The following is a 22,976-nucleotide window of genomic DNA, read 5'->3' as shown; positions in this document are numbered from 1 at the left end:
CGCTTGCGCTCCATCCGGGCTACGCACCTCATCTTGCGGCAAAACTGTCCCTTGCTCCGACGCACGTAACGCGTTGTAATTGCGGTTCAAATACCGCAGAGCAGAATTCACAAAAATCGCGCGGTCGACGTCAGGGAGAACGGTCATGCACGGGACCATGGAAAGCGCGGCAAAGCTCGACGCATTGCGCGAGCGCGCGTCATCGCTTCCGCTGGAGCAATTCGATCCCGGTGACCCCGAGCTGTTCAGGACCGATACGTTCTGGCCCTATTTCGACCGGCTGCGCCGCGAAGATCCCGTGCACTATTGCAAGGACTCCATGTTCGGACCGTACTGGTCGGTGACGCGTTACAACGACATCATGGAGATCGAGACCAATCATGCGGTGTTCTCCTCGGCGTCGGCACTGGGCGGCATCACCATCCGCGACATCGATCCGGACCTGCGGCGCGAAAGCTTCATCTCGATGGACCCGCCGCGTCACGCCGCGCAGCGCAAGACCGTGGCGCCGATGTTCACGCCGACGCATCTGGACAATCTCGCGATCAACATCCGCAAGCGCTCGGCCGAGTGCCTGGACAATCTGCCTGTGGGCGAAGTGTTCGACTGGGTCGACCAGGTCTCGATCGAGCTGACCACCCAGATGCTCGCCGTCCTGTTCGATTTTCCCTGGGAGGACCGCCGCAAGCTGACGCGCTGGTCCGATATCGCCACCACCATTCCCGGCCCCGATGGACTCGTCGCGACCGAGGACGAGCGACAGGCCGAGCTGACGGAATGCGCGCAATATTTCGCGCGGCTCTGGAAGGAGCGCATCGAGCAGCCGCCGAAGAGCGACCTCTTGTCGATGATGGCGCACAGCGACGCGACGCGCCATATGGACGCGAAGAACTTCCTCGGCAATCTCATCCTCTTGATCGTCGGCGGCAACGACACCACGCGAAACACCATGTCGGGCTCGCTTCTCGCGCTGAGCCAGCATCCGGAGCAATACCGCAAGCTACGCGACAACCCTGATCTGCTCGACAGCTTCGTGCCCGAGGTGATCCGCTGGCAGACGCCGCTCGCGCATATGCGCCGCACCGCGCTCACCGATTTCGAGTTCCGCGGCAAGCAGATCAAGAAAGGCGACAAGGTCGTGATGTGGTACGTCTCGGGCAACCGTGACGAAGAGGTGATCGAGAAGCCCTACGACTTCATCATCGACCGCGCCCGCCCGCGCACGCATCTGTCCTTCGGCTTCGGCATCCACCGCTGCGTCGGCCTGCGGCTTGCCGAGCTCCAGCTCAAGATTATCTGGGAGGAGATCCTGAAGCGGTTCGACCATATCGACGTGGTCGGCGAGCCGAAGCGGGTGTATTCGAGCTTCGTGAAGGGTTTGGAAACGCTGCCGGTCAAGATTGCGGCGTGAACGAAGAAGTCTCCCTTTCCCCGTTCCGACGGGGAGAGGCGAAGAAGGAACCAACCTGGAGCACCACAATGAACATCCAAGCGCCGGTTAAAGTGGACAAAGCCGAACGCATGCGGCGCGCGCGTGAGGAGGCCTATGCAACGCCGTTGTCGCAATTCCACCCCGGTGCTCCCAGGCTGTTCCAGGACGACACGCTGTGGCCGTGGTTCGAGCGGCTGCGCAAGGAAGAGCCGGTGCATTACTGCACCAACGCGCCGATCGAGCCGTACTGGTCGGTGGTGAAATACAACGACATCATGCATGTCGACACCAATCACGGCATCTTCTCCTCGGACTCGACGCTCGGCGGCATCGCGATCCGCGACGTGCCTGAGGGCTACGACTATCCGAGCTTCATCGCGATGGACCAGCCGAAGCACTCGGCGCAGCGCAAGACCGTGTCGCCGATGTTCACCCCTCAGCATCTGGACGAGCTGGCCAAGCTGATCCGCCGGCGTTCGCAGACCGTGCTGGACAATCTGCCGCGCAACGAGACCTTCAATTTCGTCGAGCGCGTCTCGATCGAGCTGACGACGCAGATGCTGGCGACCCTGTTCGACTTCCCCTGGGAGGAACGGCGCAAGCTGACGCGCTGGTCCGACGTCTCGACCGCGCTGCCCAAGAGCGGCATCGTCGCCTCGGCCGAGGAGCGCCGCCGCGAGATGGACGAGTGCTACGCCTACATGTCCAAGCTGTGGAACGAGCGCGTCAATTCCGAGCCGCGCAACGATTTGCTGTCGCTGATGGCGCACAACCCGGCGACCCGCTACATGGACCCCGACAATCTGATGGGCAACATCATCCTGCTCATCGTCGGCGGCAATGACACCACGCGCAACACCATGACCGGCTCGGTGCTGGCGCTGAACGAAAATCCCGAACAATACGACAAGCTGCGGGCCAACCCCGCGCTGATCGACACCATGGTGCCCGAGGTGATCCGCTGGCAGACGCCGCTGGCGCATATGCGCCGCACGGCGCTGCAGGACACCGAGATCGGCGGCAAGCAGATCAAGAAGGGCGACCGCGTCGTGATGTGGTACGTCTCGGGCAACCGCGACGAGGAGATGATCGAGCGGCCGAACGATTTCATCATCGACCGCGCCCGACCGCGCACCCATCTCTCCTTCGGCTTCGGCATCCATCGCTGCGTCGGGATGCGGCTCGCCGAGCTGCAGCTGCGCATCGTCTGGGAAGAGATGCTGAAGCGGTTCGACCGCATCGAGGTGGTCGGCGAGCCCAAGCGGATCTATTCCAGCTTCATCAAGGGATATGAGACGCTGCCGGTGAGAATTCCGGGGTAGGCTCTATCATCCGTCATTGCGAGCGCAAGCGAAGCAATCCAGAATCCCGCCGCGGAGAGACTCTGGATTGCTTCGCTGCGCTCGCAATGACGGGGCCTCGGGTGCAGTTGCCTGTCTCAGGCGCAGCGGCAACTCGCGGACACTCCAGCTATAAAATTCCGGCATGACAGCTCGCACAACATGCGATGGCCCCCCTACGCCCATCTGTCCTAAACCGCTCTGAAAGCATCTAACTCAGCTTGATGTCCCACACGCCGTCCTTGCGGCAGGCGGCGACCTCGTCGCGCAGGAGCGCGGTGATGGCGAGAGACGCTGTCGAAGGTGGGCGCTCGATCGGAGAGGCGAAAATGAGCTCGCGTGTCATCGGCTTGGAGACGACGGCGGTTTCCAGCCGCCCGTCGGCGACCTCGGCATGGACCGACGAGGGCGGCAGCAGCGCGAAGCCGAGGCCTTCCGCGACGAGGCTCGTCAGCACCCGGAACGAATCCGCCTCGAGCTGGACGTTGAGCTTGATCTTGCGCTGCGCGGCGGCGTGCTCGATCAGCGCGCGGAGGCCGTGGGAGTGACTGGGCAGCACCAGGCGCTGCCGCAGCAGCCAGCCGATATCGACGCTCTTCTTGCGCGCAAGGCCGCAGCCGCGCGGGCCGACCGCGACGATGTTGTCGCGTCCCAGGCTCTGCACATTGAGATGCAGATCGGCGGAGCGGCCGTAAAGGATGGCGAGATCCATCTCGCCGCGATGCAGCCATTCGACCAGATGGCCGCTGTAGCTCTCGACGATGCGCAGCGAGATGCCGGGAAACGTCTCGACGCAGCGCCGCGCAAAGCGCGCCGACAGCACGCAACTCACGGTCGGAACCAGCCCGAGCACGACCTGTCCCGAGGGCGGGCCCTTGGCCGACTGGATGTCGTCGCGGATCTGGTCGATCTGCCGCACGATGCCGGAGGTGCGCGCCAGCAGAAGCCGGCCGGCCTCGGTCAGCACCATGCCGCGGCCGTTGCGGGTGAACAGTTCCGTGCGCAGTTCGTGCTCCAGGAGCTTGATTTGCCTCGACAGCGCCGGCTGCGCCACGCGCAACGTGTCGGAGGCCTTGGAAAGGCTGCCGAGCTCCGCCACGCAACTGAAGGTCCTGAGCTGCCGGAAATCCATACTTGCCAATCCTGGAAGGCTACTCCATAGGCTATAGCAAATGAGCATAGGGGGCTGGCGATGTTTTCACAACGCCAGAGGATCGGCCGGCGTTATCTTGACTGCCGCACCAAACAGGAAACGCCATGAGCGAACAACACCACAGCGAAGATTACGCCGACATCCGCGAAGCCGTTGCAAAGCTCTGCGCGCAGTTTCCCGGCGAATACTGGCGCAAGCTCGATCGCGAGATGGCCTACCCGAAGGCCTTCGTCGACGCGCTGACCGAGGCCGGCTATCTCTCGGTGCTGATCCCGGAAGAGTATGGCGGTGCCGGCCTGAAGCTGTCCGCGGCGGCGGCGATCCTCGAAGAGATCCAGCGCGCGGGCTGCAACGGCGGCGGCTGTCATGCCCAGATGTACACGATGGGCACCGTGCTCCGGCACGGCAATGCCGAGCAGAAGGCAAAATATCTGCCGAAGATCGCCAGCGGCGAACTGCGGCTGCAGGCCTTCGGCGTCACCGAGCCGACCAGCGGCACCGACACCTCTTCGCTGAAAACCTTTGCGCGCAAGGAAGGCAACGACAGCTACATCGTCAACGGCCAGAAGATCTGGACCAGCCGCGCCGAGCATTCCGACCTGATGGTGCTGCTGGCGCGCACCACCCCGAAGGAGCAGGCCAAGAAGCGCACCGATGGTCTGTCCGTGTTCATCGTCGACATGCGCGAGGCCAAGAACAACGGCCTCGAGATCCGCCCGATCCGCACCATGATGAATCACGCCACCACCGAGGTGTTCTTCACCGACATGAAGGTGCCGGCGGAGAACTTGATCGGCGAGGAAGGCAAGGGCTTTCGCTACATCCTCTCCGGCATGAATGCCGAGCGCATCCTGATCGCCGCCGAATGCATCGGCGACGCCAAGTGGTTCATTGCCAAGGCCACCAATTACGCGAAAGAGCGCTCGGTGTTCGGCCGTCCTATTGGCCAAAATCAGGGCATCCAGTTTCCGATCGCCAAGGCCTATGCCTCGATGCGCGCGGCCGAACTGATGGTGAAGGAAGCGACGCGCAAATACGAGGCAGGGCTCGACTGTGGCGCGGAGGCCAACATGGCAAAAATGCTGGCGGCGGATGCGTCCTGGGAAGCGGCGAATGCCTGCATCCAGACCCATGGCGGTTTTGGCTTTGCCGAGGAATATGACGTCGAGCGCAAATTCCGCGAGACGCGGCTTTATCAGGTCGCGCCGATCTCGACCAACCTCGTGCTGTCCTATGTTGCCGAGCACGTGCTCGGCATGCCCCGCTCCTACTGAGGTCGCACCATGGGAGCATTGGACGGGATCAGGGTGATTGCGGTCGAGCAGGCGGTGGCGGCGCCGTTCTGTTCGTCGCGCCTTGCTGATGCGGGCGCGGAAGTGATCAAGATCGAACGGCCGGAGGGCGATTTCGCCCGCGGCTACGATGCGGCGGCCAAGGGCCAGAGCAGCTATTTCGTCTGGCTCAACCGCGGCAAGCAATCGGTCGTGGTCGATCTTGCCACCCAGGAGGGCCGCTCTGAACTGGAAAAGCTGATCGCCAGCGCCGACGTGCTGGTGCAGAACCTCAAGCCGGGCTCGATGGACAAGCTCGGCTTCTCGCGCGAGCGGCTGCTGAAGGACTATCCGAAGCTGATCTCGTGCACCATCACCGGCTATGGCGACGAGGGCCCCTACGCCCATCGCAAGGCCTATGACCTCCTGATCCAGGCCGAGAGCGGCCTCGCCTCGATCACCGGCAATCCTGATGGCGCTTCACGCGTCGGCATGTCCATCGTCGACGTCGCGACCGGCGCCACCGCGCACGCCGCGATCCTGGAGGCACTGATCGCGCGCGGGCGCACCGGCAAGGGCTGCGACATTCGCATCTCCATGTTCGACGTAATGGCGGACTGGTGCACCGTGCCGCTGCTCAATGCCGAGGCCGGCAATCCGCCGAAGCGCATGGGGCTGCGTCATCCCTCGATCGCGCCTTATGGCGTGTTCACGTCGAAGGACGGCAAGGACATTTTGATCTCGATCCAGAGCGAGCGCGAGTGGAAGACGCTCTGCGCCGAGGTGCTGGACCAGCCTGATCTCCCTGCGGATCCCCGCGTCGCCAACATGGTGGAGCGCGTGCGCAACCGCGATTTCACCGACGCAACGGTTGCGGAGATTTTCGGCAAGATGACGCGCGACGAGTTGTTGAAGCGATTGTCGGACGCCGACATCGCCTTCGCCGAGGTCAACACCATGGCCGACCTCACCAACCACCCGCATCTGCGCCGCATCGAGGTCGAGACGCCGAACGGCCGCGTCAGCTATCCCGCGCCGGCGCCTGTTATCGTCGGCGAGACGCGCTACTATGGCCCGGTGCCCGCGATCGGTGAAAATCCCAGGAAGTAACAAGAGCGAGGCATCATGACCGGAAAGCTCGACATCGATCACCTCAGGCAATGGATCGGACGCAGCTCCGAGGCCACAGACATCGTCACCGCGCAGCTCGTCAAAGGGCTGCGCGCGACGCTGTTCCAGGAGATCGGCGAACCAAAAGCGGGGGATGCGGCGCCGTTCACGGTGCATTGGTGCCTGGCGCAGCCGGTCTTTCCAATGTCGATGCTCGGGCCCGACGGCCACCCGACCCGCGGCGGCTTTCTGCCCCCGGTGCCGTTGCCGCGCCGGATGTGGGCCGGCGGCGAGATCGAGTTCCTGCAACCGCTGCGCGTCGGCGATGAATCGACCCGGACCTCACGCATTGCCGACGTGCAGGTGAAGACAGGATCGACCGGCACGCTCTGCTTCGTCTCGGTCGAGCATATCGTCACGTCCCCGCGTGGCATTGCCATTCGCGAGCGGCAGGACATCGTCTATCGCGAGGTGACGGGCAGCGCGCCGACGGCTGCGAAGGCGCCGGCTCCGCCGCCGAAGGCGCAGCATCGGACGACGCACGTCTCCGATCCCGTGCTGTTGTTTCGTTACTCCGCGCTGACCTTCAACGGTCACCGCATCCATTACGACCGCGACTACGTCACCAAGGTCGAGGGCTATCCGGGCCTGATCTTTCACGGCCCGTTGCAGGCGGCGCTGATCATCGAGATGGCGGCGAAACTTCGAGGCGGCTCGGCGCCGAAGAAATTCACCTATCGCGGCGTGCAGCCGCTGTTCGAGGGCGGCGAGTTTTCCGTCAACGCCAACGAGACCGAGGCGGGCATGGAGTTGTGGACCGCGAATGCGGAAGGCCAGCCGACGATGAAGGGGACGGCGGTGTGGTAAGCCATCCCTGCCTCCTCCTCGTCATTGCGAGCGCAGCGAAGCAATCCAGAATCCCTCCGCGGAGGCAGTCTGGATTGCTTCGTCGCAAGGGCTCCTCGCAATGACGGGGTGAGGCTGCTAGCTTCTATAAACAACAGGGCACGGAAACCAATGGCCAAAAACGGCAAGACCGGCAGCAAGTCCGTCACCGTCAAGCAGGCGACGCTCGACCTGCTGCGCGCCTTCGGCATCACAAAAGTGTTCGGCAATCCCGGTTCGACCGAGCTGCCGTTCCTCTCCGACTGGCCTGACGACATCGACTATGTGCTGGCGCTGCAGGAGGCCTCCGCCGTGGGCATGGCCGACGGTTATGCGCAGGCAACCCGCAATGCGGGCTTCGTCAATCTGCATTCGGCCGCCGGCGTCGGCAACGCGCTCGGCAACATCTACACCGCGCATCGCAACCAGACGCCGCTGGTGATCACCGCCGGCCAGCAGGCGCGTTCGATCCTGCCGCTGCAGGCCTTCCTCTATGCCGAGCGCGCCTCGGAGTTTCCGCGGCCCTATGTGAAGTACAGCGTCGAGCCGGCCCGGCCCGAGGACGTGCCGGCCGCGATCGCGCGGGCCTATTACACCGCGATGCAGCCGCCCTGCGGGCCGACCTTCGTGTCGATCCCGATCGACGACTGGACGCACGCAACCGCTCCGGTCGAGGCCCGCAGGGTCAGTCGCGAGATCGGGCCCGAGCTAGATGCGATGAAGGCGCTGGCCGCCGCGCTCGCTATCGCAAAGCACCCTGCCCTCGTCGTCGGCCCTGGTGTCGATCGCGCCGGCGCTGTGGACCTGATGGTGCGGGTTGCCGAGAAGGCCAAGGCGAGCGTCTGGGTCAGCCCGTTCTCGGCGCGCTGCTCGTTTCCAGAGCGGCATCCGCAATTCGCGGGCTTCCTGCACGCCTCGCCGGCGCAGCTCTCCGATGCGCTGCGCGAGCACGATCTCGTCGTCGTGATCGGCGCGCCCGTTTTCACCTTTCACGTCGAGGGCCATGCCGCGATCTTCGATGGCGGCGCCACCATCTTCCAGATCACCGATGATCCGGATGCGGCCGCGGTGACACCATCAGGCACCAGCATCATCGCCACGATGAAGCCCGCCCTCACCGCGCTGCTCGACCTGCTGCCCGAAAGCCAACGCGCGGCGCCAAAGGGACGCACACTGCCGCCGGCGCCACAGGCCGCCGATCCGCTGCCGGTCGAGTTCCTGCTGCACGCGCTGTCCCAGGCGATGCCGGAGGGCGCGTCACTCGTCGAGGAAGTGCCCTCACACCGCCCGGCGATGCAAAAGTTTCTGCCGATGCCCGGCCAGGATAGTTTTTACACGATGTCGAGCGGCGGCCTCGGCTATTCGCTGCCCGCCGCCGTCGGCATGGCGCTCGGCAAGCCGAAGCAGCGCACCGTTTGCCTGATCGGCGATGGCTCGGCGATGTATTCGATCCAGGCGCTGTGGACCTCCGCTCAACGCAAGCTGCCGCTGACCATCGTCGTCATCAACAATTCCGGTTACGGCGCGATGCGCTCGTTCAGCCAGGTGATGCAGGTGCGCAACGTGCCGGGGCTGGAGCTGCCGGGCATCGACTTCGTCCGGCTCGCGGAGGGGATGGGTTGCCATGCGGTGCGGGTGAGCAAGGCCGCGGAGCTGGGCGCGGCGCTGAAGCGCGGGATGACGTTTGAGGGCACGAGCCTTGTGGAGGTCGTCGTGGATTCGGCGGTGCCCGTGCTGTACGGGCAGAAGCATTGACAGTGCCGTAGCCCGGATGGAGCTGCATCTACAATGTCATTCCGGGGCGATGCGCAGCATCGAACCCGGAATCCCGAGATCCCGGGTTCGGTCCTGTGGACCGCCCCGGGATGACCTGACGGTCACTTCCCGAACTCCTCCCGCATCTTGGCCTGGATCTTGGCCATGCCGCCGATCCAGCGGTCGTAGTTCTCGGTCTTCTTGCGCATGTAGCCGAGCACTTGCGGGTGCGGCAGGATCAGGAACGTCTCCTGCTCGAGGCCGGCGAGCACGTCCTTCGCCACCTGCTCGGGCGTGAGGTCGCCGTCGCCGGATTGCGGGCCCTTCGGGATCGAGCGCAGCATGTTGGTGTCGACGCCCTGCGGGCAGAGGATCGAGACCTTGATGTTGTCGGCCTTGTGCGAGATCGCGAGGTTCTCGGCAAAGCCCACCGCGGCGTGCTTGGTGGTGGAGTAAGCCGGACTGCCGACCTGCGACAGCAGGCCCGCGGCCGAGATGGTGTTGAGGAAATAGCCGCCGCCGCGCGCCTTCATGCGGGGGATCAGATGCCTGGCAGCATAGACATGCGCCATGACGTGGATCGCCCAGCTGCGCTGCCACGGCTCGTCGGAGGCGCCGCCGGCGTTGACCGACATCGGATCGAAGCCGCCGCCGATGCCGGCGTTGGAGCAGAACAGATCAATGGGCCCGAACTGCCGCTCGCTCTCCTCGATGACGTGGGCGATCTCCTTTTCCTGCGCGACGTCGCATCTGAACGCCGCGCCGTCGACCGTGGCGGCGACGGCGCGCGCGTTGGCGGCATCCATGTCCGCAACCACGACCTTGGCAGCACCCGCCTTGTGAAAGGCCTCGCACAGCGCCTTGCCGATGCCGTTGGCGCCGCCCGTGACGACCACGACCTTGCCGGTCACCTGCATGCGACGTCTCCTCTTGTCTTTATTGGTATTATCCCGCCTCGCGGGACGTGCTCAGTTCAGCACAAGGTCGAGCACGGCCGTATAATGGCACGCCGCGCCGGCCAAGACAAAGCCGTGCCAGATCGCGTTCTGGAAACGCAACCGCCGCCAGGCGTGGAAGATCACGCCAAGACTGTAGAGCAGGCCGCCGGCAAGGATGAAGCCCAGCGCGAGCGCGGGCAGCGCCTGCACCACGGGCACGTAGAGCATCACGCCGCTCCAGCCCATGACGAGATAGATGCCGACCGAGACACGATCAAACCGGCCGGGGCAGAACAGTTTCAGCACGATGCCGAGAATTGCGACGCACCAGACGCCCGCGAGCAGCACCAGCGCGAACGCGCTGTCCCTCACCTCCAGAATGAACGGCGTGTAGGTCGCGGCGATCAGAAGATAGATCGCGGAATGATCGAGGCGGCGCAGCAGCCATTTGGCGGGTGAGACCGGCCAGAGATTATAGGTCGCGGACAGCACCAGCATCGAGAGCAGACCCGCGACATAGATCGAGACGCCGACGATGTCGGCGGTATCGGCATAGACCGCCGCCAGCACCACCAGCACGGTCGCAGCGATGATGCCTGCGAGCACGCCGATTCCATGGATGATGCCGTCGGCGATCAGCTCGGCGCGGTCGTAATTCCAGCCGATCACGTCGGCCGCGGCGTGGACGGAGCTGGATGCGAGCTGTTTCAATCTGAACACGGTCATGGCCATCCGCAACGTGAAGTGGTGCCCTGTGCTATCGGTCTTTCGGAACCAGCGCGTCGTTCAACCGGCTAATCGCCGACAAAGGCGGTGGAAGTATGAAGCTTGATTTTCCCCACTTAATTGCCACTTTTGTGAACAGCTTCACTGTTCTGCCCGCCCGAGATCGCTCGCCTCCAACATCCCTGCGTTAAGTCAAGATGGCATTCAGTTTCCAGGATATGGTCGAGGAGGCGCGCCTGTCGGCCCGGGCGCTGATCGACTATGGCGAGCACTTCTTCAATCCGACGGTGCGTCTTGGTGTCACCGGCCTGTCGCGCGCCGGTAAGACCGTATTCATCACCGCGCTGATCCACGGGTTGACGCGCGGCGGCCGGTTTCCGGTGTTCGAGGCCTATTCATCGGGCCGGATCGCGCGGGCGCATCTGGCGCCGCAGCCTGACGATGCCGTGCCGCGCTTCTCCTACGAGAGCCATCTGCGCGCACTGATCGAGGAGCGGCGCTGGCCGAGCTCGACCGTCGACATCAGCGAGCTACGTCTCGTCATCGACTACCAGCGCCAGAACGGCGCGGACCGCACGCTGACGCTCGACATTGTCGACTATCCCGGTGAATGGCTGCTCGACCTGCCCCTGCTGCAGAAAAGCTACCAGCAATGGTCGTCGGAGAGCCTGGCGCTGTCGCGCGAGACGCCGCGCGCGCATCTCGCCGCCGATTGGCACGCGCATCTGGCGACGCTGAAACCCGAAGCCCGCGAGGACGAGCAGGCAACGCTCACGGCTGCAAAGCTCTTCACAAAATATCTGCGTGCTTGTCGCGACGAGCGCTTCGCCATGAGCCTGTTGCCGCCCGGCCGCTTTTTGATGCCCGGCAGTCTCGCCGATACGCCGGCGCTGACCTTCGCGCCGCTCGACGTGCCCGCAGCCGGACAAGCACCCGAGGGATCGCTGTGGGCGATGATGGTGCGCCGCTTTGAAGCCTACAAGGACATTGTGGTGCGGCCGTTCTTCCGCGATCATTTTGCCCGGCTCGACCGCCAGATCGTGCTGGCCGACGCGCTCGCCGCGTTCAACGCGGGGCCCGAAGCGCTGCACGACCTTGAAGCGGCGCTGGCAGGCATTCTCGATTGCTTCAACATCGGCCGCAGCACCTTCCTCTCCAGCCTGTTCAGGCCGCGCATCGACCGCATCCTGTTCGCGGCGACGAAAGCGGACCATCTGCATCATTCCAGCCACGACCGCCTCGAGGCCGTGCTGCGCCGCGCGGTCACGCGCGCCGTCGCGCGCGCCGAAGACACCGGCGCTGCGATCGACGTGGTGGCACTTGCCGCCGTGCGCGCCACGCGTGAGGCACAGGTTGCACATGGCCGCGATAAATTGCCCTCGATCCTGGGCACGCCGGCCGCGGGCGAGAGCGCCAACGGCGAGTTCTTCGACGGCAACACCGAGGTCGCGACCTTTCCTGGCGATCTGCCTGATGATCCCGAACCACTGTTCAACGGCACCGATGCGTTCCGCGGCCTCGCCACCGAAGCCGCCGAGAAGAGCGATTTCCGCTTCCTGCGCTTCCGCCCGCCCAAGCTCGACCACGAGGGGACGGACGAGCCGGCGCTGCCGCACATCCGCCTCGACCGTGCCTTGCAGTTCCTGATCGGAGACAAGCTCGCATGAACGACCGCTCGAAGCCACGGCGGCCGGCGACGTTCCGGCTCGACGATCCCGATGTCGTCGTCACCGAAGCCGACGAGACCAGCCGGCTCGGCCGCGCCACGATCCAGATCACGCCGGAGCACGATCCACAGGCCCTGCCGGTGCCGATCGAAACGGCGCTCCCCGTGCGGCGCGGCTTTCGCTGGGGCGCGCTGTTCTGGTCCGGCGTCGCCGGCCTCACGCTGCTCGGCACCGGACTCGGCGTGGTGCGTCTGATCGAGGATCTGTTTGCGCGCAATGAAAGCCTCGGCTTTGTCGGGCTTGCGCTCGCGTTCGTCACCATGCTGGCACTCGCGGTTGTGATCGGGCGCGAGGCGTTCGGGCTGGCGCGATTGGCAACGATCGAAAAACTGCACGCGCGCGCCGCAGGCGTGCTGTTAAGCGACGATCGCAAGGAGAGCCGCGCCGTCGTCAAGGATCTGATCGCGATCGCGCACCAGAATCCGCAGCTCGCGCGCGCCCGTGCCGCGCTGGAAAGCCACGGCGGCGAGATCATCGACGGCGCCGACATGATCCGGCTCGCCGAGCGCGAATTGATGTCGCCGCTCGATGCGGAGGCGCGGCGGCTGGTATCGTCGGCCGCGCAGCGCGTGTCGATCGTCACGGCGGTGTCGCCGCGCGCGCTGTTCGACGTGCTGTTCGTGTTCGTGGCCTCGCTGCGCCTGATCCGCCAGCTTGCCCGGCTCTATGGCGGCCGGCCCGGCGCGCTCGGCATGATCCGCCTGCTTCGCCACGTCATCGCCCATCTCGCCATCACCGGCGGCCTCGCCGCCAGCGACAGCCTGGTGCAGCAGATGCTCGGCCACGGGATCGCAGCAAAGCTGTCGCAGCGGCTCGGTGAAGGCATGCTCAACGGCCTGCTGACGGCGCGGCTGGGCCTGGCCGCGATCGACGTTACGAGGCCGCTGCCGTTCGCCGCGCTGCCGCCGCCGAAACTGTCGGACCTGGCGACGGATTTGTTGCGAAAGAAAGAGGACGGGGACTAGCCCTTAGAGCCAGCACGCGCCACTGAAACAGCGGCGAGTCCTTTGGCGGGGTGAGCTCCGGGGTCCATCCGGTGAGCTTGTCGAGGGTATAGGTGTCGGTCAGGACACCGCGCCAGCGGCGCTCGACCTGGCCAAGCGGCTCGCGCCTGGCGGGGATCGTCGCCCACAGCGATGAACGATCGTCGGGCTGGCGGCCGATATAGAGTCCGGTATGGCCTTCGATCCTGTCCATGCCGGGATCGCGAAAATCCTGGAAGCGGCCGCGCTCATTGATTTCCACCACGGGCACGCGCCCCCTGAACAGCCAGCGCATCATGGCGTAGGTGCGGTAGTCCGTGGTCGCGATCCAGGTTGCACCGGTCTCATCGAGCGCGGCCTGCGCACGCGCGGCGACCTGCTCAAAGCCGGCCTCGGCGCCGATCGGATCCATCCTGCCGAGGAAATTCCAGGGCGCGGCGACGTAATAGAGGAACACGATCACGACGAAGGCGATCCCCGACACCAGCGCCGTGTTCACCCAGAACATGCCCGAGCGGATCGCCCGCGTCGACCAGCCTTCTCCAGGCATCATCGCAAGGTTCACCGCGGCGGCCGCGAAGCCAACCGGCCACATGAACATCGGCCAGGTGTCGCCGACCCTGAGCGTCAGCGACTTGAAGAAGAAATAGACGAACGGCACCAGCACCGCCGTCGACAGCAGGATCGCAACCGGCTCGCGCGAGCGATAGCCGCGCCACGCCGTCATCACCAGACCGGACAGCACCACCGGCAGCATGACGAAACCGACGAGGCCGAATTGCAGGCCGATATAATCGCCGAGGGTGCGCAGCGAAATGCCGTAATTGGCGGTGGCGCGCACGCCCTGGAAACGGAACGAGGCCCAGTCGTGCCGCGCGTTCCAGATCAGGACCGGCGAGAACACGGCGATTGCGATCAGCAGCGCAAGGTAAGGATACGGGCTGCGCAGCCAGCGCCAGCGCCACTCCGGCACCAGCAGAAAGGCGGCGACCGCAGGCGCGAACATGACGACGGTGAATTTCGAGAGCAGCGCCAGGCCGGCGAACAGGCCGGCCGCGAGCCACCAGCGGCCGTCGCCGCTTTGTGCAAGTCGCACCAGCGACCACATCATCGCCACTGCGAACGGAATCATGGCGACATCGGGCGCGACCTTGGCCATCAACAGGCCGTAATAGAGCGCAGCCTCCGGCATCAGCACCGCAATCGCGATCGCGCGCGCATCATGGGTGAGGCGGCGGACGATGTCGGCAAGCAGGCACTGCGTCACCAGCATCGCGACGATGCCACCGAAGCGGACGCCGAGCGCGGTGTCACCGAAAATGAGGGTCCCGAAGCGGATAAGCCAGGCGATGCCGGGCGGATGATCGAGGAAGCTCAGCGCTCCCTCCTTCGACCAGGTCCAGTAATAGGCCTCGTCGGTGCGCAGCTCGATGGCAGAGGCATAGACCATGCGCAGCACGGTCATCGCAGCGATCACCAGCGCGGCCACGATGAGCGGCCGGCGCGATGCGCCATCGGGTTTTGCGGTGATGTCGAAAGCAAGCGTCACGGCCGCGCTTTTCCCCGACTTGGGAGGGGGAGTCAATGTGGCCACCGATGCGGTGTGTGCCGTCTCGCAACAACCGTAGAACCCGTGGGGTGGGCAAAGGCGCTCGTGCGCCGTGCCCACGATTTTCCCTTACCTCCAATGGTGGGCACGCTTCCGCCTTCGCTCTTCGAGCTGCGGCTGAAGCTTTGCCCACCCTACAATACGTGTCCGGGACGACAGAGCGCCTTTGCCCACCCTACGCAAGCCGCGAATGCTTACCCTTACGTAACCTTGCCGCGCATGTGATCGGAGGATCCGATCAAGGGCGGAATTTAACTCTCCGCTGGCTGTTCTCATCGGTGAACTGGTACAACCCGAATCATGGCCACGACCGCGCTTTCACGATTGCCCGAACTCGTCCGTTCGACCAGCGCGCGGCAGGTGCGGCTGCTCTGCGGCGTCATCCTGTTCGCTTACGTGGTCAGCCATTTCCTCAACCATGCGCTCGGCAACATCTCGGTCGATGCCATGCAGGTCGGGGTCTACTACCACACCGCGTTCTGGCAGTTCCTCCCCGTGACGATCCTGTTCTATGGCGCGGCGCTCACCCATATGGGTCTCGGCGTCTATGCGCTGTACCAGCGCCGCCAGTTCCGCTGGCGGACGATCGAGCCGCTGCAGCTGGTGCTGGGACTGAGCATCCCAGCGCTGGTGATGGCGCATGTGATCGGCATCCGGCTGGGCCAGGCGCTGTACGGCCACGAGAAGCTCTATCCGCAGGAGCTCTATCTGTTCTTCGTCGCGGCGCCCGGTCGGCTCTGGACGATGACGATCCTGCTAATCGTCGCCTGGGTCCACGGCTGTATCGGCATCTATTTCTGGCTGCGGCTGAAGCCGTTCTTCGCTCGTGTGGCGCCGTACCTGTTGGCGGCTGCCGTGCTGATCCCGACGCTGGCGCTGCTCGGCATCTACCAGGGTGGCCGCAGTGTCGCCGCCGACAGCGAGGACGGCGATTGGCGCCGGCAAAATTACACGCAGCGCGAGGTCGGCACTTTCGCACAGGCCGATACGCTCGACCGCATCACCGGTGGACTGACGATCGCTTATTTCGGCCTGCTCGGGCTGGTGATGCTCGCACGCGGGGTGCGCGGCTGGCGCGAGCGGCGCGGCGGCATGATCTCGCTGTCCTACGGCAACGGCAAGACGGTGCGAGTCCCGAAGGGCCTCTCCGTGCTGGAAGCGAGCCTGCGCCACAACGTGCCGCATGCCAGCGTCTGTGGCGGCCGGGCCCGCTGCTCGACCTGCCGCATCCGCATCATCGGCGACCACGGCGCGCTGCCCGAGCCCTCGCAGCGCGAGGCCTTCGTGCTGGCCCGCGTCGGTACCGCCGATCCCTCGATCCGGCTTGCCTGCCAGCTGCGGCCGAACTGCGACCTCTCCTTCTTCCAGCTGTTCATGCCGCACACGCTAGCGGCCAATGCGCAGGCGTCCTCGCCGGCACGAATTGGCCAGGAGCGCTATCTCGTCAGCCTGTTCGTCGACATGCGCGGCTCGACGCAGCTGGCCGAGAAGCGGCTGCCCTTCGACACCGTCTTCATCGTCAATCGTTTCCTGGGCGCGGTATCGCAGGCCGTGATCGAGAATGGCGGCCAGCCGAACCAGTTCGTCGGCGACGGCATGCTGGCGCTGTTCGGCTTGACCTGTGATCCGCAAACCGCCTGCCGGCAGGCGCTCAAGGCCGTCGCCGGCATTGCGACCCATGTGGACGAGCTGAACGAGCTCCTGAGCCACGATCTGCGCCAGCCGATCCGCTTCGGCGTCGGCGTCCATGGCGGCGAGGTCATCATCGGCGACATCGGCTATCGCGACCACATCGTCTTCACCGCGCTCGGCGATGCCGTGAACGTTGCCGCCCGGCTCCAGGACATGACGAAAACGCTTCAGTGCGAGGCGATCGTCTCGGACGAGGTCCGCCGCACTGCCGGTCTTCACGAGGATGCGCTGCCGAACCAGGAGGTCGCGATCCGCGGTCGCGACGAGCCGATGATGGTGCGGGTGGTCGTGGACACCAGGACATTGTCCGCGGTCGTCGCCGGCGGCGAACGCGTCGCGGCCTGATGCGAGCCATGCGGAAGGTGCGCTCCCTCTCCCGCTCTTGTCCGCCGAAGCCTTGGCGAAGGCGGATGCGGGAGAGGTGAAGAAAAAAGAAGCATCTCGCCCAACACCGCCCTGCTGCAACGCAGCGACATGGGCTTGCTGCGAAAGCACGAATTGACTTCATATGACTCGTTGCGACAGATGAGCGCGGGTGTTGCGGTGATGACCGCGAGCCAACGAAAGCTCCGGGAGGAGACCTGAATGTTCGACCGACGCGACCTGCTCAAAGGAGCGGGCCTTGCCGCCGTGGCGGCCACACTGAATTCCACCAAGGCGCTGGCCCTCGACACCGTCACCCTGCCGTTCGCCAATGGCGAGCGGCCGCTGGTGAAATATCCGCAGAAGCGGCCGATGATCGGCCTCACCAGCCGCCCGCCGCAGCTCGAGACGCCGTTTGCGATCTTCAATGACGGCCCGATCACGCCGAACAACGCGTTCTTCGTGCGTTATCACCTGGCTGATCTCCCCTACAATCTCGACCCTGACAAGTTCACGCTCGAGGTCAAGGGCAAGGTCGACAAGCCGCTGAAACTGTCGCTGAAGGACATCAGGACGATGAAGGCGACCGAGATCGTCGCCGTCAACCAGTGCTCCGGCAACAGCCGCGGCTTCTCCGAGCCGCGCGTCGCCGGCGGCCAGCTCGCCAATGGCGCGATGGGCAATGCGCGCTGGCGCGGTGTGCCGCTCAAGACCGTGCTCGACATGGCCGGCGTGCAGGCCGGTGCCAAGCAGGTCGTATTCGGCGGCATGGATGGCCCGGTCAGCGACAAGACGCCCGACTTCACCAAGGCGCTCGATCTCGCGCACGCCACCGATGGCGAGGTGATGCTGGCCTATGGCATGAATGGCGAGGATCTGCCGTTCCTCAATGGTTTCCCGCTGCGCCTGGTGGTGCCTGGCTATTACGGCACCTACTGGGTCAAGCACCTCAACGAGATCACCGTCATCGACAGCGTCTATGACGGCTTCTGGATGAAGTCGGCCTACCGGATTCCGGACACCCCGGACAATTCGGTCGAGCCCGGCACGACACCGAAGGCGACGATCCCGATCAACCGCTTCACCATCCGCTCCTTCATCACCAGCGTGACCGATGGCGCCAAGCTGAAGGCGGGACGCACGACGCTGCGCGGCATCGCCTTCGACGGCGGCAAGGGCATCAAGGACGTCCAGGTCTCCACCGATGGGGGCAAGACATGGACCTCCGCCAAGCTCGGCAAGGATCTCGGCAATTATTCGTTCCGCGAATGGAAGCTGCCGGTGAAGCTCGCGGCCGGCCAGCTTGAGCTCAAGGTGCGCGCCACCAGCAATTCCGGCGAGACGCAGCCGGACACACCGCGCTGGAACCCCGCGGGTTATTTGCGCAACGTCGTCGAAACCACCCGCGTCACCGTCGCCTGAGGAAGAATGATCATGCAGCGCACCGTTCTCCTCGCCACCATGCTTGCATTTGTCACTGTGGTGGGCTCGGCCCTTGCCGCGCCGGTCAATTACAAGACGCCGGATGAGGTCGCGACCTTCAAGCCGGGGCCCAATCTCGAGGTGGTTCAGGGCAATTGCGCCGCCTGCCACTCGTCCGACTACATCGCCACGCAGCCGCCGATGAAGGACAAAAAAGCGTTCTGGCAGGCCGAGGTGACCAAGATGATCAAGGTCTATGGCGCGCCGATCGACGATGCCGATGTCGGCAAGATCGTGGACTATCTGGCCGCGACTTATTGACGGCATCGGGCTCAATTGACCGCGAAACGGGCAAATCAGCCAAAAACGCCGCGAAGTTGAGCGAATTTGGCAAAATGCGGATGTGGTTTGATCTACCAAGCCCGCCACATTCCGCGTATCCTGTAGGACCGAACCGGCCGGTTGGCGGGGACTGGCGGTTCGTGATCTCGGAGGAAGACCCGCGGAGAAGTCGTGATGGCTAAAGGTACGGTCAAGTGGTTCAACCCGACCAAGGGTTATGGATTTATCCAGCCTGCGTCGGGCGGCAAAGATGTGTTCGTGCATATCTCGGCAGTGCAGAAAGCCGGTCTGTCGTCCCTGAACGAAGGACAGACGGTGGAATACGAAGAGATCGCAAACCGGGGCAAGACTTCCGCAGAGAACCTCAAAGTATAAGCCGCCAGCTTTTGCTGCCTCCCGGATCTGTCCGGGAGTGAGGCCAAGAAAATTTCGAAGACGATCCGTGCATTCGACGACAGGCGTTGCGATTGCGCGCAGAGGGCTATTGGCCTCGAGAGATCGCCGATCGACGCCGCAGCAACGACAATCGCGACCGCATGTGGTCAGCCCACCGGCAACGGTGCGTCGCGCTTGATCTCCTCCATCACCGCATAAGTGCGCGTCTCGCGCACGCCCGGCATCGACAGCAAGGTCTCGCCGAGGAAGCGCCGATACGCGGTCATGTCGGCGAGCCGCGCCTTCACCAGATAGTCGAAGCCGCCTGCAACCATGTGACACTCCAGCACTTCGGGCGCGAGTTTGACCGCGCGCGCAAAGCGCTCGAAATTCTCCGGTGTGGTCTTGTCGAGCAGCACCTCGACGAACACGAGCAGGCCGAGGCCAAGCCGGTGCGGATTGAGCCGCGCCCCATAGCCTTCGACAAACCCCTCGCGCTGCAGGCGCTTCAGCCGCTCGCCGATCGAGGTCGGCGACAGGCCGATGCGCTCGGCGAGCTCGACATTGGCGATTCGCCCATCTTCCTGCAAAATCGAGAGGATTCTCCGGTCGATACGATCAAGTTCCATATTTTATCTGGCCAGAGTGCCTATCATCTTCATTTCTTAAGGCAAAATGGCTATCTTGTCTATCGAACTACGGACACGCGGGCCTTATCCTGGATCTCAGCCACAGGACATATGCCATGCCGAACATCCCGCCGCCCTTCTCCGCGCCCTACGCCCCTGATGATGCCGACATGGCGGCGGGGCTGTTTCCGTCGGCGCATCTCAGCCCGCCGCAGGAAGCGCGGATCGACCGCACGGCGAGGGGGCTGATCGAGGCGATCCGCAAGCGCGACGACCGGCTCGGCGGCGTCGAGGACATGCTGCGCGAGTTCGCGCTCTCGACCAAGGAAGGCCTCGCTTTGATGGTGCTGGCGGAAGCGCTGCTGCGCGTGCCGGATGCCCGCACTGCCGATCAGTTCATCGAGGACAAGCTCGGCGAGGGTGACTTCATCCATCACGAGACCAAGTCCACCGCGTTCCTGGTCAACGCCTCGGCCTGGGCGCTTGGCCTGTCGGCGCGGGTGATCCAGCCCGGCGAGACGCCCGACGGCACCATCGGCCGCTTGGTGAAGCGGCTCGGCGCGCCGGCGGTGCGCACTGCGACGCGCCAGGCGATGCGGCTGATGGGCAATCATTTCGTGCTGGGCGAAACCATCGAACAGGCGCTGGAGCGGGGCAAGCCGCGCTCCGGCCAGAAGCCGCGCTACTCCTTCGACATGCTCGGCGAAGGCGCCCGCACGGCGGAAGACGCCGAGCGCTATTTCGACGCTTATGCCAGCGCGATTCTGACCATCGGCAAGGCCGCCGGCAACCATGCCCTGCCCGACCGGCCGGGCATCTCCGTGAAACTCTCGGCGCTGCATCCGCGCTTCGAGGCAATCAGCCTCGATCGTGTGATGGCTGAGCTCGTGCCGCGACTGCTGGATCTCGCCCGGCGCGCCAAGACGTACGACCTCAACTTCACCGTCGATGCCGAGGAAGCCGACCGGCTGGAGCTGTCGCTCGACGTGATCGCGGCGACGCTCGCCGATCCCTCGCTGGCGGGCTGGGACGGCTTTGGGCTCGCGATCCAGGCCTATCAGAAGCGCGCCGGCGCGGTGATCGACTACATTCACGACCTGGCGCGGGCGCATGACCGCAAGCTGATGGTGCGGCTGGTCAAGGGTGCCTATTGGGACACCGAGATCAAGCGCGCGCAGGAACGCGGGCTCGACGGCTATCCGGTGTTCACGCGCAAGGCGATGACGGATCTGAACTACGTCGCCTGCGCCACCAAGCTGCTCGGCTTGCGGCCGCGCATCTTTCCGCAATTTGCGACCCACAACGCGCTCACCGTGGCAACGGTGCTGGAGCTCGCCGGCGCTAACGGCGGCTTCGAGTTCCAGCGCCTGCACGGCATGGGCGAAGCGCTCTACGAGCAGCTCGCCAAGGATCACCCCGAGATCGCCTACCGCACCTATGCGCCGGTCGGAAGCCACCGCGATTTGCTCGCCTATCTGGTGCGGCGTCTTTTGGAGAACGGCGCCAATTCGTCCTTCGTGGCGCAGGCGGCCGATTATCGCGTGCCTGTCACGGCGCTGTTGAAGCGTCCGGTCGATCTCATCGTGCGGCCCGATCACGCGCATCACGCCAAAATCCCGCTGCCGGGCGACCTGTTCGCGCCGGAGCGGCATAATTCTGCCGGCATCGAATTCGGCGAACGCGCAGCGCTCGATCGGCTGCTCGCGGACGTCAAGGCCGCGACGCCCGACCTCAAGCGGGTCGCGAATGCAACGCCGGATCAAGCAGGCGCGGCGATCGCCGCCGCCCGCGCGGGCTTTGCCGGATGGAGCCGGACGCCGGCAGGGACCCGCGCAGCGGCGCTGGAGCAGGCCGCGCATCTGCTTGAGAGCCGCGGCGCGCATTTCATCGCGCTGCTGCAGGCGGAAGGCGGCAAGACCCTCGACGACGCGCTCTCGGAGCTGCGCGAAGCCGCCGATTTCTGCCGCTACTACGCCGCGCAGGGGCGAAAACTGTTCGGCGGCGAGACGGCGATGCCGGGCCCGACCGGCGAGAGCAATGCGCTCGCCATGCGCGGCCGCGGCGTGTTCGTCGCGATCTCGCCGTGGAATTTTCCGCTGGCGATTTTTCTCGGACAGGTCACGGCGGCGCTGATGGCCGGCAACAGCGTGGTGGCAAAACCCGCCGAGCAGACACCGCGCATCGCGCGCGAGGCTGTCGCGCTGCTGCATGAGGCCGGCATTCCCAAAACCGCGCTGCATCTCGTCACCGGCGACGGCCGCATCGGCGCGGCGCTGACTGCACACCCCGATATCGCCGGCGTCGTCTTCACCGGCTCGACCGAGGTTGCGCGCCACATCAACCGGACGCTCGCCGCCAAGGACGGACCGATCGTGCCGCTGATCGCCGAGACCGGCGGCATCAATGCCATGATCGCAGATGCGACCGCGCTGCCCGAGCAGGTCGCCGACGATGTCGTCACCTCGGCGTTTCGCTCCGCGGGCCAGCGCTGCTCGGCGCTGCGGCTGCTGTTCGTACAGGAGGACGTTGCCGACCGCATGATCGAGATGATCGCGGGTGCAGCGCGCGAACTCAGGATCGGCGATCCCGCGGAGGTCGCGACCCATGTCGGTCCTGTCATCGATGCCGAAGCCAAGCAACGCCTCGATGCCCACATCGCGCGGATGAAGACGGAGGCGCGGCTGCACTTTGCGGGCATCGCGCCCGAAGGCTGCTTCGTCGCGCCGCACATCTTTGAGCTCCGCGATGCCAGCCAGCTCACCGAGGAGGTGTTCGGCCCCATCCTGCATGTGGTGCGCTACCGGGCCGAAACCCTCGCGCGGGTCCTGCAGGCGATTGAGCGCACCGGCTACGGGCTGACGGTCGGCATCCACTCGCGCATCGACGACACGGTCGAGGCCATCATCGACCGCGTCCAAATCGGCAACATCTACGTCAACCGCAACATGATCGGCGCCGTGGTCGGGGTGCAACCGTTCGGCGGCAATGGCCTGTCCGGAACCGGCCCGAAGGCCGGCGGCCCGCATTATCTGACGCGCTTCGCCACCGAGCAGACCGTGACCATCAACACGGCCGCGGCCGGCGGCAACGCCGCCCTGCTCGCCGGCGAGGAGTGAGGCCCTGCGTCTGGTGCCGTTGCATCCTCGCGAAACATCGGTCTAATGCCTCCGCGAGCGACCCGCAGAAATTCCAGCCGGCGGGAAACAACAAGAGCAAGGGAGCAA

General features: G+C 65.0%; 18 protein-coding genes. 13 read left to right on the top strand and 5 right to left on the bottom strand.

All coding sequences use genetic code 11. From position 1 onward, the window contains the following. Positions 1-145 precede the first annotated feature (145 nt). Both ACNJX9_RS09165 and ACNJX9_RS09160 read left to right on the top strand, forming a co-directional pair. Entirely contained in the window at positions 146-1,411 is a 1,266-nt protein-coding gene (locus tag ACNJX9_RS09165) for a cytochrome P450 (protein ID WP_057744703.1), read from the top strand. Between the two features lie 68 nt (positions 1,412-1,479). Then, the gene (locus tag ACNJX9_RS09160) at positions 1,480-2,754 is read left to right on the top strand and encodes a cytochrome P450 (RefSeq protein WP_439408514.1); all 1,275 of its coding nucleotides are present in this window, start codon (positions 1,480-1,482) and stop codon (positions 2,752-2,754) included. 229 nt (positions 2,755-2,983) lie between these two features. Here the strand turns inward: ACNJX9_RS09160 and ACNJX9_RS09155 are convergent, their stop codons facing one another. Next, positions 2,984-3,904: a LysR substrate-binding domain-containing protein gene (locus ACNJX9_RS09155; RefSeq protein WP_439408513.1), complete on the bottom strand. Its 921-nt coding sequence runs from the start codon at positions 3,902-3,904 to the stop codon at positions 2,984-2,986. 125 nt (positions 3,905-4,029) lie between these two features. On the opposite strand from ACNJX9_RS09155, the gene ACNJX9_RS09150 reads away from it, so the two are divergent. The 4 genes from ACNJX9_RS09150 (at position 4,030) to mdlC (ending at position 8,946) form a co-directional block, all read left to right on the top strand. Further along, positions 4,030-5,199: an acyl-CoA dehydrogenase family protein gene (locus ACNJX9_RS09150; RefSeq protein WP_057744694.1), complete on the top strand. Its 1,170-nt coding sequence runs from the start codon at positions 4,030-4,032 to the stop codon at positions 5,197-5,199. Positions 5,200-5,208: 9 nt separating this feature from the next. Continuing rightward, positions 5,209-6,306, top strand: coding sequence for a CaiB/BaiF CoA transferase family protein (locus tag ACNJX9_RS09145; RefSeq protein ID WP_439408512.1), 1,098 nt, complete (start codon positions 5,209-5,211; stop codon positions 6,304-6,306). A gap of 15 nt (positions 6,307-6,321) precedes the next feature. Beyond that, complete coding sequence (locus tag ACNJX9_RS09140) at positions 6,322-7,173, top strand: FAS1-like dehydratase domain-containing protein (protein WP_439408511.1); 852 nt, start codon at positions 6,322-6,324, stop codon at positions 7,171-7,173. 150 nt (positions 7,174-7,323) lie between these two features. After that, complete coding sequence (gene mdlC, locus ACNJX9_RS09135) at positions 7,324-8,946, top strand: benzoylformate decarboxylase (protein ID WP_439408510.1); 1,623 nt, start codon at positions 7,324-7,326, stop codon at positions 8,944-8,946. 122 nt (positions 8,947-9,068) lie between these two features. Here mdlC and ACNJX9_RS09130 read toward each other — a convergent pair whose 3' ends face one another. Then, positions 9,069-9,863, bottom strand: a complete 795-nt coding sequence (locus tag ACNJX9_RS09130) for an SDR family oxidoreductase (protein ID WP_057744682.1) — start codon at positions 9,861-9,863, stop codon at positions 9,069-9,071. Between the two features lie 51 nt (positions 9,864-9,914). Beyond that, positions 9,915-10,610 (bottom strand): PAQR family membrane homeostasis protein TrhA, encoded by a 696-nt coding sequence (trhA, locus tag ACNJX9_RS09125; protein ID WP_439408509.1) that lies wholly within the window; start codon positions 10,608-10,610, stop codon positions 9,915-9,917. A gap of 197 nt (positions 10,611-10,807) precedes the next feature. On the opposite strand from trhA, the gene ACNJX9_RS09120 reads away from it, so the two are divergent. Then, the gene (locus ACNJX9_RS09120) at positions 10,808-12,277 is read left to right on the top strand and encodes a YcjX family protein (RefSeq protein ID WP_057744680.1); all 1,470 of its coding nucleotides are present in this window, start codon (positions 10,808-10,810) and stop codon (positions 12,275-12,277) included. Next, the gene (locus ACNJX9_RS09115) at positions 12,274-13,302 is read left to right on the top strand and encodes a YcjF family protein (RefSeq protein ID WP_439408508.1); all 1,029 of its coding nucleotides are present in this window, start codon (positions 12,274-12,276) and stop codon (positions 13,300-13,302) included. The genes ACNJX9_RS09120 and ACNJX9_RS09115 overlap by 4 nt, the downstream gene beginning before the upstream one ends. Here ACNJX9_RS09115 and ACNJX9_RS09110 read toward each other — a convergent pair. Then, positions 13,211-14,785 carry a glycosyltransferase family 39 protein gene (locus ACNJX9_RS09110; RefSeq protein WP_439410030.1) on the bottom strand — a complete coding sequence of 525 codons (1,575 nt, stop codon included), beginning with the start codon at positions 14,783-14,785 and terminating at the stop codon, positions 13,211-13,213. The two genes, ACNJX9_RS09115 and ACNJX9_RS09110, sit on opposite strands and share 92 nt — an antisense overlap. Before the next feature lie 444 nt (positions 14,786-15,229). Here ACNJX9_RS09110 and ACNJX9_RS09105 point away from each other — a divergent pair, with 444 nt between their 5' ends. From ACNJX9_RS09105 to ACNJX9_RS09090, 4 genes are all read left to right on the top strand, one after another. After that, positions 15,230-16,966, top strand: a complete 1,737-nt coding sequence (locus ACNJX9_RS09105; RefSeq protein ID WP_439408507.1) for an adenylate/guanylate cyclase domain-containing protein — start codon at positions 15,230-15,232, stop codon at positions 16,964-16,966. A 240-nt stretch (positions 16,967-17,206) separates the two neighbouring features. Beyond that, complete coding sequence (gene sorA / locus ACNJX9_RS09100) at positions 17,207-18,406, top strand: SorA family sulfite dehydrogenase catalytic subunit (protein ID WP_439408506.1); 1,200 nt, start codon at positions 17,207-17,209, stop codon at positions 18,404-18,406. Positions 18,407-18,418: 12 nt separating this feature from the next. Further along, positions 18,419-18,727, top strand: coding sequence for a SorB family sulfite dehydrogenase c-type cytochrome subunit (sorB, locus tag ACNJX9_RS09095; RefSeq protein ID WP_439408505.1), 309 nt, complete (start codon positions 18,419-18,421; stop codon positions 18,725-18,727). Between the two features lie 195 nt (positions 18,728-18,922). Beyond that, a complete protein-coding gene (locus ACNJX9_RS09090; protein ID WP_008134691.1) occupies positions 18,923-19,123 on the top strand; it encodes a cold-shock protein in 201 nt (66 codons plus the stop codon). Between the two features lie 167 nt (positions 19,124-19,290). Here the strand turns inward: ACNJX9_RS09090 and ACNJX9_RS09085 are convergent, their stop codons facing one another. Beyond that, positions 19,291-19,752 carry an Lrp/AsnC ligand binding domain-containing protein gene (locus ACNJX9_RS09085; protein ID WP_057744667.1) on the bottom strand — a complete coding sequence of 154 codons (462 nt, stop codon included), beginning with the start codon at positions 19,750-19,752 and terminating at the stop codon, positions 19,291-19,293. Positions 19,753-19,868: 116 nt separating this feature from the next. On the opposite strand from ACNJX9_RS09085, the gene putA reads away from it, so the two are divergent. Next, positions 19,869-22,868: a bifunctional proline dehydrogenase/L-glutamate gamma-semialdehyde dehydrogenase PutA gene (gene putA / locus ACNJX9_RS09080; RefSeq protein ID WP_439408504.1), complete on the top strand. Its 3,000-nt coding sequence runs from the start codon at positions 19,869-19,871 to the stop codon at positions 22,866-22,868. Positions 22,869-22,976: the final 108 nt, after the last annotated feature.

The organism is Bradyrhizobium sp. BLXBL-03, assembly GCF_051853015.1.
Taxonomy (GTDB): domain Bacteria; phylum Pseudomonadota; class Alphaproteobacteria; order Rhizobiales; family Xanthobacteraceae; genus Bradyrhizobium; species Bradyrhizobium manausense.
This window is presented reverse-complemented; position numbering and strand designations above follow the sequence as displayed.

Coding starts and splice junctions, on each gene's coding strand:
- ACNJX9_RS09165 (WP_057744703.1), top strand. CDS start 146: ATGCACGGGACCATGGAAAGCGCGGCAAAGCTCGACGCATTGCGCGAG.
- ACNJX9_RS09160 (WP_439408514.1), top strand. CDS start 1,480: ATGAACATCCAAGCGCCGGTTAAAGTGGACAAAGCCGAACGCATGCGG.
- ACNJX9_RS09155 (WP_439408513.1), bottom strand. CDS start 3,904: ATGGATTTCCGGCAGCTCAGGACCTTCAGTTGCGTGGCGGAGCTCGGC.
- ACNJX9_RS09150 (WP_057744694.1), top strand. CDS start 4,030: ATGAGCGAACAACACCACAGCGAAGATTACGCCGACATCCGCGAAGCC.
- ACNJX9_RS09145 (WP_439408512.1), top strand. CDS start 5,209: ATGGGAGCATTGGACGGGATCAGGGTGATTGCGGTCGAGCAGGCGGTG.
- ACNJX9_RS09140 (WP_439408511.1), top strand. CDS start 6,322: ATGACCGGAAAGCTCGACATCGATCACCTCAGGCAATGGATCGGACGC.
- mdlC (WP_439408510.1), top strand. CDS start 7,324: ATGGCCAAAAACGGCAAGACCGGCAGCAAGTCCGTCACCGTCAAGCAG.
- ACNJX9_RS09130 (WP_057744682.1), bottom strand. CDS start 9,863: ATGCAGGTGACCGGCAAGGTCGTGGTCGTCACGGGCGGCGCCAACGGC.
- trhA (WP_439408509.1), bottom strand. CDS start 10,610: ATGACCGTGTTCAGATTGAAACAGCTCGCATCCAGCTCCGTCCACGCC.
- ACNJX9_RS09120 (WP_057744680.1), top strand. CDS start 10,808: ATGGCATTCAGTTTCCAGGATATGGTCGAGGAGGCGCGCCTGTCGGCC.
- ACNJX9_RS09115 (WP_439408508.1), top strand. CDS start 12,274: ATGAACGACCGCTCGAAGCCACGGCGGCCGGCGACGTTCCGGCTCGAC.
- ACNJX9_RS09110 (WP_439410030.1), bottom strand. CDS start 14,785: ATGACCGTGCTGCGCATGGTCTATGCCTCTGCCATCGAGCTGCGCACC.
- ACNJX9_RS09105 (WP_439408507.1), top strand. CDS start 15,230: ATGGCCACGACCGCGCTTTCACGATTGCCCGAACTCGTCCGTTCGACC.
- sorA (WP_439408506.1), top strand. CDS start 17,207: ATGTTCGACCGACGCGACCTGCTCAAAGGAGCGGGCCTTGCCGCCGTG.
- sorB (WP_439408505.1), top strand. CDS start 18,419: ATGCAGCGCACCGTTCTCCTCGCCACCATGCTTGCATTTGTCACTGTG.
- ACNJX9_RS09090 (WP_008134691.1), top strand. CDS start 18,923: ATGGCTAAAGGTACGGTCAAGTGGTTCAACCCGACCAAGGGTTATGGA.
- ACNJX9_RS09085 (WP_057744667.1), bottom strand. CDS start 19,752: ATGGAACTTGATCGTATCGACCGGAGAATCCTCTCGATTTTGCAGGAA.
- putA (WP_439408504.1), top strand. CDS start 19,869: ATGCCGAACATCCCGCCGCCCTTCTCCGCGCCCTACGCCCCTGATGAT.